Origin of the sequence: Vibrio sp. S11_S32 (assembly GCF_014694465.1) — a bacterium.
GTDB classification, from domain to species: Bacteria; Pseudomonadota; Gammaproteobacteria; order Enterobacterales; family Vibrionaceae; genus Vibrio; species Vibrio algicola.
Map to the genome: position 1 here is coordinate 13674 of NZ_JAAUWS010000027.1, position 19849 is coordinate 33522.

Sequence of the window (19849 nt, forward strand, 5' to 3'; positions counted from 1 at the left end):
CTCTTGATGATTTTATGATGGAACAATGTGGTCGGCTGGCAATGTATCTCGTTCCGGCTTTTGATGCGCCGCGAACCACAATTGACCTGCCGCAATTCCACCATCATTTAAAGGTAGCGTTTGGCTAACATAATAGGGTTTGTTGTTGGTTTTTAATTGCTGGCACACGATATCCATTAACACTCGGTTTTGGAATACACCACCACAAAGCACGATCGGCAGTTGTGAATGTTGCTCGCTTATTGCCAACACAAAATGACTTAACTGGCTAAACAACAATTGCGCCAGTTTTGATTGAATTTTTTCGGTTTGTTGCGCGCTAGATTGCGCCGCTTTCAATGGGTTAACTTTAAGCGCGTCAATACTCATGACCAGCAAAGGGAGCCAATCGCATTGTTGCTGGTTAATTTCAAATAAATGGGCCGCAATGGGCAAGCTTGATGTGGAGTCGAGTTGCAGTGCTAATTGTTCTAACTTTAAGCCACATTCACCTTCGAAATTGACGCTTTCTATGTCGGTGACTAATGCGCAATAGGCATCAATAAAGCGTCCGATCGAACTGGTGTAAGGGCTGTTAATGCCTTTACTCCACAAAACATGCCAGTTATCGAGTTGATGCTCGGGGAGTGATGCAAACGCGTTAAGTTGCAGCGCTTTGATTTGATCCAGTGAATAATATTCGAGTAATAAGGCCAACAATAAACGGGTCGGAGAGGTGATCGCTTGTTCGCCACCAATTAAACGGAACGGTTTTAATGAACAGCAACGTTGGCTGGTGGTGGTATTGGCAATCAACACTTCACCACCCCATAATTCACAGTTTTGTTCTAAGCTTGTCGCCAATTCGTCGGGTTGACCAAAGCCGGTACCATCAAAGCTAAACCCTAATACGGTTTGATTTAATTGATGTTCTGCCATAACCGATAACACATGGGCGTAGTGGTGCTGAATGGTATCTAATTTAATCTTCGCTATTAATGGCTCTACGACTTGCTTTTGAACTGCCAGCTTGTGCGTAAGCTGCTGTTGCGCCCAAAGGTGACTGACATATCTCGGGTGTTGATCACACACATAATGCGCCACCGTTATTTGGTGTAGTTGAGTGAGGCTGTTAATGCGCTGTTGATAATCTTGCTGCATTTCTAAATTGGTTAAATCGCCAATATACGGGCTAATCAGCGCTTGGCTTTGAGCGTTATTTTGCCCCGCGCCAATCGCAAACGAGACTTTTTGTTGTGCCCCTGCGGCCAGTATCGGTTGCTCGATCGTGTTTGGTAGCGGGAAGTAAAAAGGCGCAAAGCCTCGGCCTAAACGCAGCATTTGGCGCTGACCGCCGGCAAAGTGGACTAAACTGTCATCGCACGCATTGATGATGTCGCGAGGGTGATCGAGGATGCCTGCCAGATCGAGTTTAAATGTGGCGGCAACATCGGCACCGTTAATCAAAATCGGTTGGCCAGAGCGGTTAGCACTGGTAAAGACTAACGGTGTCTCTAAATAATCAAACAATAAATGATGCAGCGGCGTGTAGGGCATCATCAAACCTAGATACGGCACGTTAGTTGCGATGTTGCTCACTAGCTTACTCGCTAGATTGCTCGCTAAATTACCGGCTAAATTGCTCAATACTGGTTTGAATGTATGGGCGCGAGTTTGACGTTTACGCAACAAAGTGATTGGGCGTTGTTGCGATTCGAGTAATTGCCATTCGGGCGCGCTCGCCTCGACATAATGCTCGGCTTGAGCGCGATTTTTCACCATGATCGCTAAAGGTTTGGTTGGGCGATGCTTACTGGCGCGAAGTTTATCAACCGCCTTGGCATTCGTGGCATCACACACTAAATGAAAACCGCCAATGCCTTTAATTGCCACTACGCCACCGGCTAAAATAGCGTTAGCAGCGTGTTGTAATACTTGATCTGAACTTAATTTTAAATCCGGTATGGTCGAATAATTCGCCATCCGCCATTGGATTTGAGGGCCACAATTGGGGCAACTGATCGGCTGAGCATGATAACGACGATCGCTTGGATCTTGATAGGCTTGCAAACACTGATCGCACATGGCGAAATCGGCCATTGAGGTGTTTTTTCTGTCGTAGGGCAGCGCTTTAATGATGCTAAAACGGGGGCCGCAATGAGTACAGTTAGTCAATGGGTAGCGATAATAACGGCTATTGGGATCATAAATATCGTCTAAACAATCTGCGCACAAACTAAAATCGGGCGACAGATGAGTACTGAGTTGGTTGGTTGAATTCACCAAGTTGGCGTTTGGACTGGCGTGAATTGAAAACTGGTTTTGATAGTCTGCTGCGATGTGTTGTTCCGATAGCACATCCAGTTCACCGACCTCGATGTTATCGATATGGCTTAATGGCGGCGCTTGTTGAGTGATATTGCGAATAAAAAGCTCAAGTTCAGAGTCAATGCCTTGAACTTCAATACTAACGCCTTGCGAGTGGTTCAGTACCCAACCGACTAATTGATGTTGTTGCGCCATGCCAAAGATAAAAGGGCGAAACCCCACACCTTGTACAATGCCACTCACTTCAATATGTCGACGTTTCAGCACGCTTATTACCTTTTATTATTCGCAGTAAACTTTGTTAGAACTCAATTTTATTAACGATAGATATTATGAGCATTCGATTTTGACTCGCTCGCAAGGTTTAGATTCATTTTGCGGGTGATAAATATGAATGTTTTTTGTGCAAGCAAAGTGTATGGCGTTATGGGAAGTGTGATGTTGATCTTTGTCATGAACTCAGTCGTTATCGGCGGAGAATACGTGCTTCAGCTAGGCAGGAAATAATAAAAATTAAGCCAGAACAAATCCTGACTTAATTTTTATAAAAACTAAATTAAGCGAATGCGACGATAACGCCACACACAGCCGTCACTTTAGCCAATAGTTTGGTTGGGATAAAGCGTGCGGCATAGAAGCCCATAGACATAATAACCACAGATGAGAAACACATACCAAGGCTAAATGAGACTAAGCTTGAACCGTTAAATTCTGCGCCGTGAGCCCAGCCGTGGAATAAAATCAATGCGACAGAAGCGACATTCAATAACATTTTTTTCATGTTGTTACCGGTGCGAGCTTGATTCCATAAACTGAAAGCAGCAATAAATAAAGAACCGGTGATCAAGGCTTCAACGCTTGGTGCACCTGCAAACTGAGCGCCAAGCACTAAACCGGCTAGCATCACCATCATCGTTGTGGCGATCATCATCATGGCTTTCTTAGCATCGTTTAAATGCTGCGCCATCACGCCAATTGCCAATAGCATTACTAAGTGGTCTAACCCTGAAAATGGGTGAGTCACGCCGTCTGCTAGTGAATTATGAATATGAGGAGGCCCCATGTGAGCAGAGGCAATTGGTGAAAGTAGAAGCGTACCAATAGTAATAATGCCGATGGTGGTTTTTTTCATTTTTAATCCTTAGGAGGCTAGAATCAGTGTTAAAGAATTGCTCTTGATACCATGACCGAAAAGTAACCCATGACACTGTAAAAAGTTGACCACAGTGTTTAGCAAAATTCGAGCCAAAATGTGTCAAAATATTACATTGATGTATCTGGTTGTTTTTAAACGGTTTTAATTGGTCGGGAACGAGAGGTTGTTTTATTAAATTGAATTGGTTCGTCAAATATGACTCGTCACCGACATATTTGACTTGCAAAATAACTGGCAACAGTCAGACACGCTGATTATTCTCCTTTTTTAACGTGCTTCTTTTGATGCGTATCAAATTAGATTGGGAAATTGAGTGGTTTAATGCAGCCAATCAATTTCTTCACTGCGTACAAGGAATCTTTTTATGCACGAAATGTCTATCAGCATGGACACCGTTAATTTGGTAGTCGAATCGGCTGAAAAACAAGGCTTCACAAAAGTGACTGCAGTGTTGCTAGAAATTGGCGCTCTTTCTTGTATTGAGCCGGAAACTATCGAGTTTTGTTATGAAATGGCGGCGAGAGGGACGATTGCTGAACATTCGACATTACATATTGAATCTGCCGCGGGTGAAGCGTATTGCTTTGTTTGCGAGAAAGATGTCGTTTTAGAACAACGTGGTAATGCTTGCCCAAGTTGCGGAGGCTTTCAATTGAAAGTGATGCAGGGCGATGAATTACGCGTTAAAGAAATAGAGGTGGAATAGCGTATGTGCGGAGTATGTGGATGTGGCGACACTCAAATCGAAGGGCATGATCACGGGCACGATCATCATTCTCACGGGCATCACTCTCATGGTGCGCATTCTCATGGCGAACATCAACACAGCCACCAGCATAGCCATGAACACGGTCATCAACCTCACGCCCAGCACGCACCTTCTCATGCGCCAAGCGGTGAAGTGCATCATCACCATTACCCAGCCGCGACCCAAGTGATCATTCATCACCATCATCATTACGCTGCGGCCGCGCCTCATCAAGCGCATGAGCACTCAAATGCACATTCTCATGCTCACGGACATTCGCATCACCAGCATGCTGATCATGAACACGCTGATCAGCAACACACTCATCAAGCGCATAACCATGCTCATGCGAGTCACAGTCATGCTCACCACGACCACCACAGTCACGATCATGATGAAAGCGAAAACTTTGTCGCGGCAGTCGATGAAAATAACGATTTGCATTATGGCGGCGGCGAAGCGGGTGTGCATGTTTCGGGTATCAGCCAACGTCGTTTATTAAAAATTGAAACCGATATCTTAGATAAGAATAACAAGCTGGCGAAACACAATCGCGAACATTTTAAGCAAGATCAGCAACTGGTATTAAACCTAGTTTCAAGCCCTGGTTCGGGTAAAACAACCTTGCTAACCGAAACCCTGCATCGCATTCAAACCGATCGCACTTGCGCGGTAATTGAAGGCGATCAACAAACCTCAAACGATGCTGATCGCGTTCGTGCCACTGGCGCGCCGGCGGTTCAAGTGAATACCGGTAAAGGTTGTCACTTAGATGCACAAATGGTGCACGATGCTTGTCATCAGTTACAACTTGAAAAAGGCGGGTTACTGTTTATCGAAAACGTGGGTAACTTAGTCTGCCCAGCCGGTTTTGATTTAGGTGAAAAATACAAAGTAGCGATCTTGTCGGTTACCGAAGGCGAAGATAAACCGCTTAAATACCCAAATATGTTCGCCGCTTCACAACTGATGATCATTAACAAAATCGATCTGCTACCGTATGTGAAGTTTGATGTTGAAGCGTGTATCGCCAATGCTAAAAAAGTCAATCCGTACATCCAAGTGATCACGGTTTCTGCCACTACCGGCGAAGGCATGCAAGCATGGTTAGATTGGTTGAAAACTAACTAATACTCGTATTGATTAGTAAAGACACACAGTATAAAGCCGCCATTTCTGTTTATCGCAGTAATGGCGGCTTTTTTGTGTTTGAAATTGTTTATTTTGCAGATGGCTCATTGGTGAAGAATATAAATCAAGTTACCCCACACATGAGTCGCTCGAGCTTGACAGTGAATAGCCAGTTGATGCGGCGGCGCAGTCATCCCATACGCGAGTAGCACGAGCAGATAGGGGATCTGGCTTTTTGCTCTACTGAGTGTTCAAATTAATGCGCCGCAAATTCTAGATATAAAGACGGATTATCTCTAATCATTAACAAGGCTTTAGCTGCCAGTCCCGTTGGATTGCGACGTTTATTTTCCCAACTTTTTACCGTATCAACACTGGTGCCTAATGCTTTGGCAAACTGTACTTGTGACACGTTTAAATTTGCCCGTATCGCTTTAACATCCGCCACTTCATAAGTGGTGGTGTTAGCAGCTTTTTTGTTACCGTTTTTAATCTCAACTGCTTCTTCAAGAGAGGCTTTTAATTCATTAAATAGACTCATTTTTGTACCTCGCTTTTTAATAGTTTTGTAAGTTTCTTCAGCTCATGTTTTTCTGGTGTCGTTAAACTTTCTTTTTCGCCTTTGGCATAAGCTAAAATCAAATAAATCACTTCGGTCGTGGCTAAAAAATAGATCACTCTAGCACCGCCACTTTTACCCTGGTTGCTTACAGACATTCGGACTTTTCTTTAACCCACCAGTGTGTTGGATTAATTTACCTTTATCAGGGCTTGCGATAAGTTCACTTTGAAGCATTTTCGCGATGTGTTTAATTTTTCTGGTGAAAATAGAGGTCTCGATAAACTCAATAGCATGGCTCATTGTTATAGCGCACCCTTGATTTTCGTGTACATTGTACACCTTGAATGTCAATGTGTAAATCGAGCATAAAATGCACAGCAATTTAATGAACGTTTACAGATGAAGGTATATCCACACAAGGGATATAGATGAAACAAGACAATGCTGAAGTTTAGGTTCTACCATGAAGCTTAAAGCATTAAATAATCATGAATTGTTGGGGAATTTCAATCTGGTCATCCCATACGCGAGTAGCACGAGCAGATAGGGGATCTCGCTTTTGTTTTAGTCATTGTCCTTAATAATTGAAATGTGTCCTTAGTGGTACTTTCTTACTGATCCATTTGTCTTATCTGCAAGCGTTTGAAGATGTGAATAAACGCACCGCGCGCTTGAGTTGTAATTTACCTTTTATTCAAGAAAACCTCTGCCCACTGAGTTTTGTGGATGTGCCGAAAGAGGATTATGTTCAGTCGTTGATTTATTTTTATGAGACCAGTGATTATTTGCCTGCATTAGAAGTATTCGCGTGGGCATATCAACGCTCTAGCCAACAATATGAAGTAGTTGAAAAATAAATAGGGGAGATTGATTCGTATCGGATTCAATACCGAAGCGAGCGTAAAAAAATCATAGGCCAAATCATTGGTAAAACGGCCGTGGGCGATGAGGCACAAAGCCTACTTGAGCAATTTTGTGATGACCATCAGATCCCCAATGCCGATAAGTTCATTGCGATTGCCTCGGTGGAGATTGAGAAATTACACAGTGGCGCGATTGTCGGCCTTGGCGTGAGCGAAGCGATGTTTCTCAATTGGCGGAAACAATATGATCGATGATATACCACAGCATAAACGCGCTTTTCCTTTAGCCGTAAGCGAATGATGACAATCAAATATGCCGTTATGGGAGACGGCGTAGCTTGTTGCTTTGATCCGCAGCTAATGGTCTGAAAGCCCAACAACGAATGACATTTTCCCTGCCTATTGTTAACCTCGTTTTCATTGTCACTTCGCTTGAATTGCTTTTGAGTTCTTGTGACGCTCGTCACCTTCTCCAAGCTGTCGTCACATGTGTCGAAATGTTTCTTCTTAGCGTCATACTGTCGTCATTCTTTATCTTTGTTACTTGTTTATATTCATTATTTATCAAATGCTTAGGTTTTTATTCTGTGTGTTGTATATCCTTGGTATGCTTTTTGCAGTTAACGGGAAGATTTTCCAATTTTTTTCGTTAACTAAGGTTAATTATGAATCGCTTTGTAATTGCGGATCCTAAGTTATGTATTGGTTGTGACACCTGTATGGCAGCGTGTTCTACCACTCATAAAGCTGAAGGTTTGCAAGACCACCCAAGATTAACAGTGACCCGACACAAAGATGCCACCGCACCTGTGTTATGCCGCCACTGTGAAGATGCGCCTTGTGCAACGGTTTGTCCTGTTAATGCTATTACTCATAAAGAGGATGGTAGCATTCACATTAATGAGACCCTGTGCATTGGCTGTACGTTATGTTCGATTGCCTGCCCATTTGGCGCTATTGCTTTTAGTGGTAGCCGAGGGGTTGGGCTTGCCAATTCTTATGATACTTTCATTCCATCGAACGTGCGCAGCAGTAACCCTTCTACTTCCTCTCCAAGTTGTTTTGGTAAAGACATTCTAGCGTGGGAACCTGGCGTAAAAAGCATTGCAGTGAAATGCGATCTTTGTGAACACCGTGAAGGTGGCCCTGCTTGTGTGGAAGTGTGCCCAACCAAAGCGTTATTCCTTGTTGACCCAGATAAAACCCAGTCGATGCAAAAACAAAAGCAGTCGGATTCTGCTTCGGTGAATGGGCCGGTTATTTCTTTGGATGGAGTAACTGCCGATGGGGTAACTAAGGAAGGTAACGAATTATGATGCCATTTAACTTATTATTTGCCGCATTGGCGCTGTATATATTTGGCGCGATCATGTCACTTATTCTGTCGAAGAATGAATCGACCGGTTCGCTTATTTCCGGTGTGTCGGCCGCGATTGCCGGTGTGCTTGGAATATGCGCTTCATTGCCAGTGTTATTTGGCGGTGGCGCATTAAGCTACCAAGTGTCGTCGCCGTTTTATTTCGCCGATTGCATTTTACGCTTAGATCCACTGTCTTCTTTAATGTTGTTTGTGATTTCATTAATTGTTATCGCATCGGGCATTTACTCGATTTCTTACATGAAAGAGTATGAAGGCAAAGGCGCTTGGGCAATGGGGTTCTTTATGAATACCTTTATTGCTTCAATGGTGGCGCTGGTGGTATCGGACAACGCATTTTATTTCATTGTGTTCTTTGAAATGATGTCACTTGCTTCTTACTTCTTAGTGATTTCTGAGCAAAAAGCGGCGTCGATTCGTGCCGGTTTACAGTACTTCTTGATTGCGCATGCAGGCTCGGTCTTGATCATGATTGCTTTCTTCATCTTGTACCGTGCATCGGGCAGTTTGAACTTCCAAGATTTCCGCGGCGCGAATTTATCGCCAGCAATGGAATCGGTGGTGTTCTTATTGGCCTTCTTCGGCTTTGGTGCCAAAGCGGGGATGATTTCTCTGCATGGTTGGTTACCTCTTGCTCACCCAGCCGCTCCGTCTAATGCATCGGCATTGATGTCGGGCGTGATGGTGAAGATTGGTGTATTCGGTATTATCAAAGTGGGGATTGATTTCCTTGGCGCTGATACTGCGTGGTGGGGATATTTAGTGTTGGCATTTGGCGCAGTGTCTTCAGTTTTAGGCGTACTTTACGCCATTGCTGAGCATGATATTAAGCGTCTACTGGCTTACCACACGGTTGAAAATATCGGCATTATCTTAATGGGTGTAGGCGTTGGTATGGTCGGCATTGCGACTGACCATCCGGTGATCGCGACCATAGGTTTGCTGGGTGGTTTGTATCACATCTTGAACCATGCGGTGTTTAAAGGTCTGTTGTTCTTAGGTGCGGGCTCGGTGATTTACCGTGTGCACACTAAAGATATGGACAAGATGGGTGGTTTGGGCAAAGTGATGCCTTACACTGCGGTGGCCTTTTTAATCGGTACGATGGCGATTTCGGCCTTACCACCATTAAACGGTTTTGTCAGTGAGTGGTTTATTTACCAATCACTATTAAGCATGGGCCGTGATGGCAATCTTATGATGTCACTGGGCAGTATTATTGCGGTGGTGATGTTGGCATTAACCGGCGCATTAGCGTGCATGTGTTTTGTTAAAGTGTACGGCGTTTGTTTTGCCGGTGCGCCAAAATCCGACGCGGCAGCCAATGCTAAAGAAGCCCCTAAGACCATGGTTTTCGGCACCAGCTTTTTAGCCATCATGTGTATTGTGCTTGGGGTGGGCTCTCCGTGGATCGCACCTATCATTTCTAATGTTGCCGCCAGTTTGGTTCATGGCTCACAAGCGGTTGCTGTCACTAACGGTATGGCGCTCATTCCAGGTCATCCTCATCAAGCGATTTTATCGACCCCAATCATTGCCATCTCATTGCTGGCGCTGCTTATTATCCCATTTGCGATTTCAGCATGGTTTAAAGGTCAGAAAATGCAAAACCGTCATAGCAATGAACCGTGGGCATGTGGTTATGCTTACGAACAACGCATGACGGTTGATGCCGGCAGCTTTACTCGCACACTTCGCACTATGTACGCACCGTTATATACCTTGCGTGACAAGTTAAATCCTAGTGTTCCATTTACTTGGATCTTAACCAAAACCACGGCATTCGCGGCGGCGGTTGAACCTTGTTTTGATGATTACATCGTTATGCCAATTGCTCGAACTACGCAGCGTTTCTCGCGTGTGGTTCAACGTATGCAATTTGGTGATTTCCGTTGGTATTGCCTGTACATGGTGATCGCATTGGTGATCTTGTTGTTAATCCCATTCGATCTAGGAGTTAAGTGATGCCACATCTAGAGATCCCAAGCTTGGGGATGGTCACTCTGGCTATCGTTCAAGCTCTGATTATGATTGCGCTGGCGCCGTTCTTTACCGGTTTATCCCGTGTGATCCGTGCCAAGATGCACTCAAGACAAGGTCCAGGCGTACTGCAAGACTATCGTGATTTGTTCAAATTACTTCGTCGTCAAAGTGTCGCGCCTTTCCCATCTGGCGTGATCTTTGCTATCACGCCTTGGGTATTAATCATCACTATGTCATTAGTGGCGATGGCGATGCCCGCCGTGACTAATTTTTCACCTTTCCCAATTGCAGGGGATGTGATCACCGACATTTATTTGTTTGCGATTTTCCGCTTCTTCTTTGCGTTATCGGGTTTGGATTCAGGCTCGATGTTTGCTGGGCTAGGTTCTAGCCGTGAATTAACGCTAGGCGTATTGGTCGAACCTACCTTAATGCTGTCGATCTTTACCATGGCGCTTATTACTGGTACCTCGGATTTAGGTTACATCAGCACCGCAATGGCGACTCAAACATGGGCCGCGCCTGTCGCGACCGTGATTGCCGGTATCGCCTGTGCGTTTGTGGTGTTCATTGAAATGGGTAAATTACCGTTTGATGTGGCAGAAGCTGAGCAAGAATTGCAAGAAGGTCCAATGACCGAGTATTCAGGCTCTGGTTTCGCGTTAATGAAAATCGGTTTTGGCTTAAAGCAAATGGTGGTGGTGCAGCTATTTTTGGCTATCTTCATTCCATTTGGTAAAGCCGATGAACTGACCTTCTCTGCGCTGTTAATTGCAACGGTATGGTTACTGGTGAAATTACTGGTGACATTCACCATTGCCAGCATTATCGAAAACAGTGTCGCGCGTGTTCGTTACGTGAAAACACATCAACTTACTTGGGTAGGATTTGGGATCGCCGTGCTTGGCTTCCTATTCTACTTAACCGGTTTATAAGGGCAGATGAATACTATGGAAAACCTTGCTCTAATGAAAAATGTGGCGCTGCTCACCATATTGTTGCCTTTCTTGGGCGCAATTATCACCATCTTGGTTTCAAAACCGATGGCGAAGTGGGTGTGCCAAATCTTTGCAGGTTGCGCCTCGCTTGGCGTACTGACATTGGCGTTGCTTTTTCACACCAGTGGTGAAAGCTCGCTGCATTACACCTTGTTTCATGTTGGTAACACCGAAATTTTCGGCTTCACGTTTGATGCAGTCAGCACCTTAATTGCAATTGCAGTGGTGGTGCTTGGCTTGTTGGTGAGCATTTATTCATTAGGTTATATGAATGAAGGCAACCGCGAGCATCCGCATGAAGGCGAACCTCGTTACTACGCATTCTTGTTGATCTTTATTGGCGCAATGGCGGGCTTGGTTCTGTCATCCACCATTTTAGGCCAGTTGTTGTTTTTTGAAATCACCGGTGCATGTTCTTGGGCATTAATTGGTTACTACCAAAAAGCGACCTCACTAAAAGCAGCATTAAAAGCGTTATTAGTGACCCACTTTGCTTCAATTGGTTTATTTATTGCGGCGGCGTTCGTGTTTAAAGAAACCGGTACTTTCGCGATCACTGCAATTGCGCAGCTAACACCTGAAACCAAAACAATAGTGTTCTTAGGCATTATGTTGGCGGCTTGGGGTAAATCGGCGCAATTACCATTCCATGTTTGGCTACCCGATGCGATGAATGCACCAACGCCCGTCAGTGCGTATTTGCACGCCGCGTCAATGGTAAAAGTAGGGGTGTATATTTTTGCTCGTGCGATTTTATCCGGTGGTGACATTCCGCATGTGATTGGTGTGATTGGCGTGATTGGCGCAATTATTACTATGGTTTACGGCTTCATTTTGTATCTGCCACAAAAAGATATGAAACGTTTACTGGCGTACTCAACCATTACCCAACTTGCTTATATCTTCCTTGCGTTATCTTTGTCTATTTTCGGCTCGAAGTTAGCACTTGAAAGTGGCGTGACTTACATCTTCAACCACGCCTTTGCGAAGAGCTTGTTCTTCTTGGTGGCGGGTGCACTGAGCTACACCTGTGGTACGCGGATGTTGCCTTCGCTGAAAGGTATTATCAAAACCTCACCTATTTTAGCGGTTGGTTTTGGTGTGGCTGCGATGGCGATCACCGGCGTTCCTCCATTCAATGGTTTCTTTAGTAAGTTCCCATTGTTTGTGGCGGGCTTCCAATTATCTCAAGAGCATCCTTGGTTAACCCCTGTGATGATCATTGCCTTGATTGAGTCGGTAGCAAGCTTTGGTTGGATCTTGTATCGATTTGGCCAAACCGTTGTAGGTGAGCCATCAGAAGCCGTCGAAGGGGCATCAGAATTACCGGTTTCAATGAAAATTGTTATCATTATTTTGATTATTATGTCTCTGTTCTCAAGCTTTATTGCATCTAGCTGGATGAGTTAAGGAAATATTATGAACATAGAGCTTATGAATAGCGATTTGTTAATCAATAATTTAGCCGCGATGCTGATTATTACTTCTCTGCTAGTGATTGCGGTGAAGAACTCAAAAGCCGTGACTTTTTGGTACGCCATTCAGTCATTGGTATTAGTGCTGACCTTTGTGGCGATTGCTGCAAAATTTGATGCCACAGAATTGTATGAATGGTCAATTACCTCATTCATTACCAAAGTCATTATTCTGCCAGCCTTGATGTATTACTCGTTTAGAAAAATGAGCGATAAAGCATCCGAAGAGCCGGCCATTCCATTGGTGTGGATCTTGGTGATTGGCGGCGTGATAGTGGGTGTGTGCAGCTATGCGGTGCACAGCATTAAATTGCCATTAATTGATGGTTTAACACCAGTGCTTGCAGTGTCTATTGGTCACTTCTTCTTAGGCATTTTGTGTATTGTCAGCCAGCGAAACATTCTTAAGCAACTATTTGGTTACTGCTTAATGGAAAATGGTTCGTCTTTAACTTTGGCATTACTGGCGAATAAAGCGCCAGCCTTAGTGGAGATTGGTATCACTATGGATGCGTTATTTGCGGTGATCTTTATGATCATCTTGGTCCGTCAAATCCACTCTAAGTTGAAGACACTTGATGTTCAGCAACTTATTAGCCTGAAGGGGTAACGGGTTATGTCTTTATCTATGTTACTCCCATTTGTTATTGCCGTGCCATTAGTGGCGGCGGTCATTGGGTTGTTAAGCTGTTTTATCAAAAGCTCGGGTCGTTTAATTGCGATCGGCGCCCATGTGGTAAGCATGTGCTGCGTGTTAGTGCTAACCCTTACGATTGCGGTGATGGTGTTTGACTCTGGCGCATTTTCAATGGCTGGACACTGGCTGTATATGGACAGTTTATCGGCCTTGTTCTTAGCCGTACTTGGTGTGGTCGGCTTTTTCACTGGTTGGCATTCACTTGGCTACATTGGCCATGAATACCATGAAGGTGAAATGTCGGGGCAAAAAGTCTCGCTCTATTATGGTCTGTTCAACTTATTCCTCACCACCATGATTGTGGCGTTGATGTCGAACAACGTGATCATGATGTGGGTGATGATTGAAGCTACTACCGTCACTTCTGTGTTCTTGGTGGGTATTTACGGCCAACGTTCTTCATTAGAAGCGGCGTGGAAATACATCATCATTTGTAGTGTTGGTGTGGCGTTTGGTTTGTTTGGTTCAATCCTAACTTACGCCAATGCAGCAGCAACATTAGCCCATCCTGAAAATGCCATCTTCTGGACTTATATCAGCCAACATGCGCAATTGCTTGACCCAACCTTAGTGCACTTAGCCTTCATCTTTGTGGTGATTGGTTTTGGTACTAAAACCGGTTTATTCCCAATGCATGCATGGTTGCCTGATGCTCACTCCGAAGCGCCAAGCCCAGTCAGTGCTCTATTGTCAGCCGGTTTGCTTAACTGTGCGTTCTTGGTGATCTTGCGTTACTACATCATTACCTATAAAGCGATTGGTTTTGACTATCCGCAAACTATGTTGATGGTATTTGGCTTCCTTTCTGTCTTTGTTGCCGCTTTCTTTATCCTAGCGCAACGTGACATGAAACGTATGCTGGCATACTCGAGTGTCGAGAACATGGGTTTGATCACTTTAGGTGTCGCGCTGGGGCCAATTGGTGTTTTTGCAGCGTTACTACATGTGATTAACCACAGCCTAGGTAAAACCTTGATGTTCTGTGGTTCAGGCAACATTTTGCTGAAATACGGTTCGCGTGATATGGGCATCATTAAAGGTGTGCTACGCGTTGCGCCGGTCACTGGTGTTGTGGTTGCGGTGGGTGCATTCGCTCTCGGCGGCGTACCACCATTTAACTTATTTCTCAGCGAATTTATGATCGTAGCCGGCGGTATTGCCAGCGACCATATTGGCTTGACGATTGCGTTAGCCTTAGTGCTGACAGTAGTGCTAGCCGGTTTAGCGCGCTTTGTGGCGATGTGTATCTTAGGTCCTAAGCCTGAGAACATGGAAAAAGGCGAAGTGAGCAATATGATGGTTGCGCCGCTGGTGGTGCTATTAGGCTTGATGTTATTGATGGGGACGCATATTCCGACCACGGTATTACGCGGCGTCGATCAAGCAGCGTTAATTGTATTAGATAGCGATCGCGCCACGGTATTAGATGATGTCAATCTACCTTGGCAGTCAACTACGCTTGAAAATCACTCGCATCCGGCATCGAACTTAACCGCGGCGAGCGCTAAATAAGTCGCTGCAATTTTTGCACATGAAAGAAAGTGCAAAAGTGAGCCAAAACGAATCAACACTATAGTCAGACAATGACGTTGCAGTGCATCACATTGCAACGTCCATTGAACGGGTATAACAAAGAATTAAATAGAGATCTGACCGATTATGTTAGAAGAAAATACGATCAATAAAGACAAAATAGGTGGCAGTTACATTGCTGGCGTTCACCATTTTTTCCCGAACGCTATCTTAGAAGAAGAATGGCGAACTTATAACCAAATCGTGATTACGGTAAAAGAAACCGCGCTAGTTGATGTAATGAAATGGTTGTACTTCGAGAAAAATGGTTGGCTCAGTGTGTCGTTTGGTAACGATGAACGTATGCTGACAGGCTCTTTTGGTGTTTATCATGCGCTTTCTATGGAAGGTGATGAAAAATGCTGGATCATGGTCAAAATCAACGTCAATGCTGAAACTCGCGAATATCCCTCTATCACGCCCGTTATTCCTGCGGCAGTGTGGGGCGAGCGTGAAATTCGTGACATGTTTGGCTTAAACGCGATTGGTCTACCTGATCAACGTCGTTTAGTGCTACCCGATGACTGGCCAGAAGATTTACACCCATTGTGTAAAGATTCAATGGATTTTCGTCAGCGTCCAATGCCAACCACGGAAACCGAAACCTACGCATTTGATAATGAATTAGGCGATGAGAGCAACCGCATTGTTCCGGTTGGTCCACTGCACATCACTTCTGATGAACCAGGTCACTTCCGCTTATTTGTTGATGGCGAAGACATTGTCGATGCTGATTACCGTATGTTCTACGTACACCGTGGCATGGAAAAACTGGCTGAAACTCGCATGGGTTACAACGAAGTTGCTTTCCTAACCGACCGTGTCTGTGGCATTTGTGGCTTTACTCACAGTGTGGGTTACACCAATTCGGTTGAAAACGCGTTAGGCATTGAAGTGCCAGCACGCGCCAAGATGATCCGTACCGTTTTACTCGAAGTCGAACGCTTGCACAGTAATATGCTTAACGTTGGCTTATCAAGTCACTTTGTCGGTTTTGATACCGGTTTTATGCAGTTCTTCCGTGTTCGTGAAAAAACCATGCTATTGGCTGAACTACTTACCGGAGCGCGTAAAACTTACGGCTTAAACCTCATTGGTGGCGTGCGCCGCGATATTCTAAAAGATCACCGCATTAAAGGTATTCAACTGGTACGCGAAGTGCGTAAAGAGTTTACCAAATTAGTCGAAATGCTATTAAGCACTCCGAACATTGAGCATCGTCTAAAAGGCATTGGTCGTCTTGATCCTGAAATCGCACGTAACTTTAGTGCGGTAGGTCCTATGGTGCGTGGTAGTGGTTTTGCGCGTGATGTGCGCCGTACTCACGCCGACAGTGTAGAAGCATACGCTCAAGTACCAATGGAAATTCAAAGCCTCGACACTTGCGATGTTGAAGCGCGCGTTTTAGTGCGTGTAAAAGAAATTCTAGATGGCTTGAACATGATTGAATTTGGTTTGGGTAACTTACCAGAAGGTCCATTAATGACCGAAGGCTTTACCTACAAACCATTCCAATTTGCGCTTGGCTTTACCGAAGCACCGCGTGGCGAGAATGTTCACTGGAGCATGACCGGCGATAACCAGAAATTATTCCGCTGGCGTTGTCGTGCGGCAACGTATGCTAACTGGCCAACACTGCGTTATATGTTACGTGGTAACACCGTCTCAGATGCGCCGCTTATCATTGGTAGTTTGGATCCATGTTATTCATGTACCGACCGCGTAACCATTATCGATACTAAAAAACGCACCAGTAAAACGGTGGCGTATAAAGAAATCGAACGTTACAGCATCGAGCGCAAAAACTCGCCATTGAAATAAGGTCAGCATCTTATGTTTAAGTTATTTAAAACGATCAAAGAAGCGGGTAGTCACAGTACAGTTAAATACCCGTTTGCGCCTTTGGAAATTAACGACGATTTTCGTGGCAAGCCCGAGCATGATCCACAGCAATGTATTGCTTGCGCCGCTTGTACTCGCGCATGCCCTGCCAATGCATTGATCATGGAAACCGATCCTGAGACTAACGAGCGCCGTTGGGAAATCTCATTTGCGCGTTGTATTTATTGTGGCCGTTGTGAAGAAGTGTGCCCAACCAATGCGATCACGTTATCGCAAGAGTTTGAGTTAGCCGTAACCAACAAAGCCGATTTGTATGAAGAAGCGATGTTCACGCTGGAATACTGCGTTGAATGTGGTGAAGCTTATGCGCCAACCAAAGCGGTGTCTTATGTGCATGACTTGCTTAAACAATCTGGCATGGACAGCAGCGATCCGCGTTTAAGCCAACCGCTAAAAACTTGCCCAAGTTGTCGTCGCGCTGCCAATATGATCGACAGCAGCAACATCTTCCATGGACAATATTTTCATGATCACAATGATGCAGCAGATGCGGATTTGAGTGAAAAAGACTTCAGCGGAAAAGGGCATGATTTAAAACCACAGGCTCATCACCAAAATAGCAATCAAGGCGAGTAGGTAGAGATATGAAAGGTATTCAGCCAATAATTGGCAATGATCACACCCAAGCGATCCCAGTTGTCGAAGATCCAAATGTTCAAAAATTAAAGCAAACATTGCTGAAAGAAATTAAACGTTCAGCCTATGTTTTCCGTGTGGATTGCGGTGGTTGTAACGGTTGCGAAATCGAAATCTTTGCTGCGACTACGCCGGTTTTTGATACCGAACGTTTTGGGATTAAAGTGGTGGCGTCACCTCGTCATGCCGACATTTTATTGTTCACTGGCGCGGTCACTCGCGCCATGCGTGCTCCTGCATTACGCGCCTATGAAGCTGCGCCCGATCCTAAAATTGTGATCTCTTATGGCGCGTGTGGCTGTGACGGTGGCATCTTCCACGACCTTTATTGTGTCTGGAGTGGTACCGATAAAATCGTTCCTGTTGATGTGTATATTCCAGGTTGCCCACCAACACCGGCTGCCACTATTTATGGTTTTGCGGTTGCGTTGGGGCTTTTAGATCAAAAACTCAAAGCGCGCAGCTACACAGAAGATGAAAACGAACGTGTGACGCTACAACACACCGGCATTCCTTTGGAGCTGAAAACCATTATTGAACGTGAAGCGCGCGCATTAGCGGGCTATCGTCAAGGGCGTATTTTGTCCGATGAGTTTATGGCGTTACTTGCTGCCAGTACCCCAAGCAATATTGATGCAAATTTAAAAGACTTCTTGGCCAAAAAAGATGATCCACGCGTGAGTGAAATCATCAATCGTTTGCACCATGAAGCATTAGCATTTATGCGAGGTTAAGATGGGTAAGTTAACGGTTGACGATTTATTCAAACTCAAATCGCTAAGCCCTGTGGGCACAGAGCCGGTGATGGATGATCGTCAGGTGATGAACAGCGAAGTGTATAAAGAAGCGACCCAAAAGGCCAACACTGGCAAAGTTATGTTCTATGCCCTCAAGCGTAAGTTTGTTGATGAGCAATATGACGTACCAGAAGAAGCCAAACAGGTGTTGTATTACAGCCTGTCAATCGGTCACCATTTAGGGGTGGTCGATTGTTTGGAAGTGGCGATTGAAGCCAGCACGGCCGAATATAAGCAATGGGTGAATTTACTTGAAGCAGGCTCAGAAGCGCATCGTAAAATGATGGGTTACTTTACCTTTGGTGAAATCACGATTTACCCTGATCATATTCACATGCTAGCGTGTGCTTTTTCTACGGTCGATAAAGCCCGCATGACAGAAAAAGAAATCGCCATGACCGCCACTTTTATTGACGTATTGACGGCGATTTATCATGAGCAGACCATGTATGTGATGATCCGCGACAGATAATACCGGCGTATGTAAAGTATCGCGTTAAGTCATCGTTTTTAGCAGTAGTTTAAGGTTGTAAAAATGAACAAAAAAGACAATCCATCATCATTATCCGCACTTTCTTTTGATGCTGGATTCTCCCACGATGCTGATTTTTTACAGCCTGACGTCAGTTCGCTTTCAATGGCCGATCTATCGCTTGATGATCTAGCGCTTGTTGGCATCAACCACACCATCACACCTTCTGCTGCCAGCGCTCAAATGCTCGATCCTGCCATCTTTGATAAGCCGTGCGACAAAATTATCCTCACCGTTGGCAACAACATGATGGGAGACGATGGCGCAGGCCCAGCATTGGCGCAAAAAATCATCGATCAACCGATAGACGGTTGGTTGGTGATTGATGGTGGCACTATTCCAGAAGATAACATCCACATACTGCGCCGCTTACAGCCTAAATTTTTAGTGCTTGTCGATGCGGCAGAAATGGCCGAACCAACCGGCACACTGCGCGTCATCGATCCCGATACCATCGCCGATATGTTCATCATGTCGACCCATTCACTGCCAATGAACTTCTTATTAGATGAACTGAAAATGTTCATTCCAAGAGTCGAGTTTATCGGCATTCAACCTAAAACCGTTTCCTTCTCCGCGCCAATGACAACCGAAGTCGAAGCAGGGGTAGAGGAGCTGTATCAAGCCCTAAAAGCATTGAAAGGTTTGGATGGTGAATTACCAAGTCAGTGGGTGGATTGAGAGTTTAGAGGATAGAATTGAAGGCCGTCAGATTATTGGCTACATGGGCCATCTATGGCAAACGTTGGTGTTAAGTGAGTGGCAATCCTTACTGGCTTATTTACCGGTTGAGACTGTGATTAAATCTCGTCAAGATCAATATTATCAAGCCTTCCGCCAAGCCGATGAACAAACAGATTGCTCAAATTTCATTGAGTTTTTACTACAAGCATTAACCACTTCTTTACACGAAGCCATCAATATCAACTCATCAAAAACGCGGGTAAAAACACCCGAAAGAATTATTAGACTCTTAATGGATAATTCGTAAGCGCATCATAAAACCCGCATTCTAATCGTCTAGCCTGAATAATAAGATCAAACCTCCAACCCAAAGGAGATTTGAAATGGCACAGCGACACACTGATCAAGAATGGCAAATATTTATTGAA

At 44.8% G+C, this 19849-nt stretch carries 21 protein-coding genes; 16 read left to right on the forward strand and 5 right to left on the reverse strand.

The genetic code is table 11. The annotated features are described in order from the left end of the window. Positions 1-12: 12 nt before the first annotated feature. The gene (gene hypF / locus HC723_RS12035) at positions 13-2574 is read right to left on the reverse strand and encodes a carbamoyltransferase HypF (protein WP_190339269.1); all 2562 of its coding nucleotides are present in this window, start codon (positions 2572-2574) and stop codon (positions 13-15) included. A gap of 289 nt (positions 2575-2863) precedes the next feature. Next, the gene (locus HC723_RS12040; protein ID WP_190339270.1) at positions 2864-3439 is read right to left on the reverse strand and encodes a HupE/UreJ family protein; all 576 of its coding nucleotides are present in this window, start codon (positions 3437-3439) and stop codon (positions 2864-2866) included. A 388-nt stretch (positions 3440-3827) separates the two neighbouring features. Between HC723_RS12040 and hypA the strand changes: the two genes are divergently transcribed. Continuing rightward, on the forward strand, positions 3828-4169 hold the full coding sequence (gene hypA, locus HC723_RS12045; RefSeq protein ID WP_190339271.1) for a hydrogenase maturation nickel metallochaperone HypA: 342 nt from the start codon (positions 3828-3830) through the stop codon (positions 4167-4169). A 3-nt stretch (positions 4170-4172) separates the two neighbouring features. Further along, a complete protein-coding gene (hypB, locus tag HC723_RS12050) occupies positions 4173-5342 on the forward strand; it encodes a hydrogenase nickel incorporation protein HypB (RefSeq protein ID WP_190339272.1) in 1170 nt (389 codons plus the stop codon). A 256-nt stretch (positions 5343-5598) separates the two neighbouring features. Here hypB and nadS read toward each other — a convergent pair whose 3' ends face one another. From nadS to HC723_RS17470, 3 genes are read right to left on the reverse strand one after another with little or no spacing between them, the layout of a single operon-like run. Next, on the reverse strand, positions 5599-5883 hold the full coding sequence (gene nadS / locus HC723_RS12055; protein ID WP_190339273.1) for a NadS family protein: 285 nt from the start codon (positions 5881-5883) through the stop codon (positions 5599-5601). Next, positions 5880-6059, reverse strand: coding sequence for a type II toxin-antitoxin system RelE/ParE family toxin (locus tag HC723_RS17465; protein WP_238925470.1), 180 nt, complete (start codon positions 6057-6059; stop codon positions 5880-5882). The genes nadS and HC723_RS17465 overlap by 4 nt, the downstream gene beginning before the upstream one ends. Then, a complete protein-coding gene (locus HC723_RS17470; protein WP_238925471.1) occupies positions 6037-6204 on the reverse strand; it encodes a hypothetical protein in 168 nt (55 codons plus the stop codon). The genes HC723_RS17465 and HC723_RS17470 overlap by 23 nt, the downstream gene beginning before the upstream one ends. A gap of 284 nt (positions 6205-6488) precedes the next feature. Between HC723_RS17470 and HC723_RS12065 the strand changes: the two genes are divergently transcribed. From HC723_RS12065 to HC723_RS12130, 14 genes are all read left to right on the forward strand, one after another. Then, positions 6489-6761, forward strand: a complete 273-nt coding sequence (locus HC723_RS12065; protein ID WP_190339274.1) for a hypothetical protein — start codon at positions 6489-6491, stop codon at positions 6759-6761. An 81-nt stretch (positions 6762-6842) separates the two neighbouring features. Next, positions 6843-7022 (forward strand): hypothetical protein, encoded by a 180-nt coding sequence (locus tag HC723_RS12070; RefSeq protein WP_190339275.1) that lies wholly within the window; start codon positions 6843-6845, stop codon positions 7020-7022. Positions 7023-7432: 410 nt separating this feature from the next. After that, positions 7433-8083 carry a 4Fe-4S dicluster domain-containing protein gene (locus HC723_RS12075; RefSeq protein WP_190339276.1) on the forward strand — a complete coding sequence of 217 codons (651 nt, stop codon included), beginning with the start codon at positions 7433-7435 and terminating at the stop codon, positions 8081-8083. Beyond that, complete coding sequence (gene hyfB / locus HC723_RS12080) at positions 8080-10110, forward strand: hydrogenase 4 subunit B (protein ID WP_190339277.1); 2031 nt, start codon at positions 8080-8082, stop codon at positions 10108-10110. The genes HC723_RS12075 and hyfB overlap by 4 nt, the downstream gene beginning before the upstream one ends. Continuing rightward, a complete protein-coding gene (locus tag HC723_RS12085) occupies positions 10110-11063 on the forward strand; it encodes a respiratory chain complex I subunit 1 family protein (RefSeq protein WP_190339278.1) in 954 nt (317 codons plus the stop codon). The genes hyfB and HC723_RS12085 overlap by 1 nt, the downstream gene beginning before the upstream one ends. Before the next feature lie 15 nt (positions 11064-11078). Continuing rightward, positions 11079-12536: a hydrogenase 4 subunit D gene (locus HC723_RS12090; protein WP_274601940.1), complete on the forward strand. Its 1458-nt coding sequence runs from the start codon at positions 11079-11081 to the stop codon at positions 12534-12536. A 9-nt stretch (positions 12537-12545) separates the two neighbouring features. Continuing rightward, positions 12546-13211: a hydrogenase 4 membrane subunit gene (gene hyfE, locus HC723_RS12095; RefSeq protein WP_238925472.1), complete on the forward strand. Its 666-nt coding sequence runs from the start codon at positions 12546-12548 to the stop codon at positions 13209-13211. A gap of 6 nt (positions 13212-13217) precedes the next feature. Next, positions 13218-14810, forward strand: a complete 1593-nt coding sequence (locus tag HC723_RS12100) for a hydrogenase 4 subunit F (protein ID WP_190339279.1) — start codon at positions 13218-13220, stop codon at positions 14808-14810. Positions 14811-14957: 147 nt separating this feature from the next. Beyond that, the gene (locus HC723_RS12105) at positions 14958-16691 is read left to right on the forward strand and encodes a hydrogenase large subunit (protein WP_194704545.1); all 1734 of its coding nucleotides are present in this window, start codon (positions 14958-14960) and stop codon (positions 16689-16691) included. Positions 16692-16703: 12 nt separating this feature from the next. Continuing rightward, a complete protein-coding gene (locus tag HC723_RS12110; protein ID WP_190339280.1) occupies positions 16704-17348 on the forward strand; it encodes a formate hydrogenlyase complex iron-sulfur subunit in 645 nt (214 codons plus the stop codon). 8 nt (positions 17349-17356) lie between these two features. Then, the gene (locus tag HC723_RS12115) at positions 17357-18142 is read left to right on the forward strand and encodes an NADH-quinone oxidoreductase subunit B family protein (RefSeq protein WP_190339281.1); all 786 of its coding nucleotides are present in this window, start codon (positions 17357-17359) and stop codon (positions 18140-18142) included. 1 nt (position 18143) lies between these two features. Beyond that, on the forward strand, positions 18144-18677 hold the full coding sequence (locus HC723_RS12120; protein ID WP_190339282.1) for a formate hydrogenlyase maturation HycH family protein: 534 nt from the start codon (positions 18144-18146) through the stop codon (positions 18675-18677). 63 nt (positions 18678-18740) lie between these two features. Next, positions 18741-19418: a hydrogenase maturation peptidase HycI gene (gene hycI, locus HC723_RS12125; protein WP_238925473.1), complete on the forward strand. Its 678-nt coding sequence runs from the start codon at positions 18741-18743 to the stop codon at positions 19416-19418. After that, positions 19387-19728, forward strand: a complete 342-nt coding sequence (locus HC723_RS12130; RefSeq protein ID WP_190339283.1) for a hypothetical protein — start codon at positions 19387-19389, stop codon at positions 19726-19728. Before hycI ends, HC723_RS12130 begins: the two co-directional genes overlap by 32 nt. Positions 19729-19849: the final 121 nt, after the last annotated feature.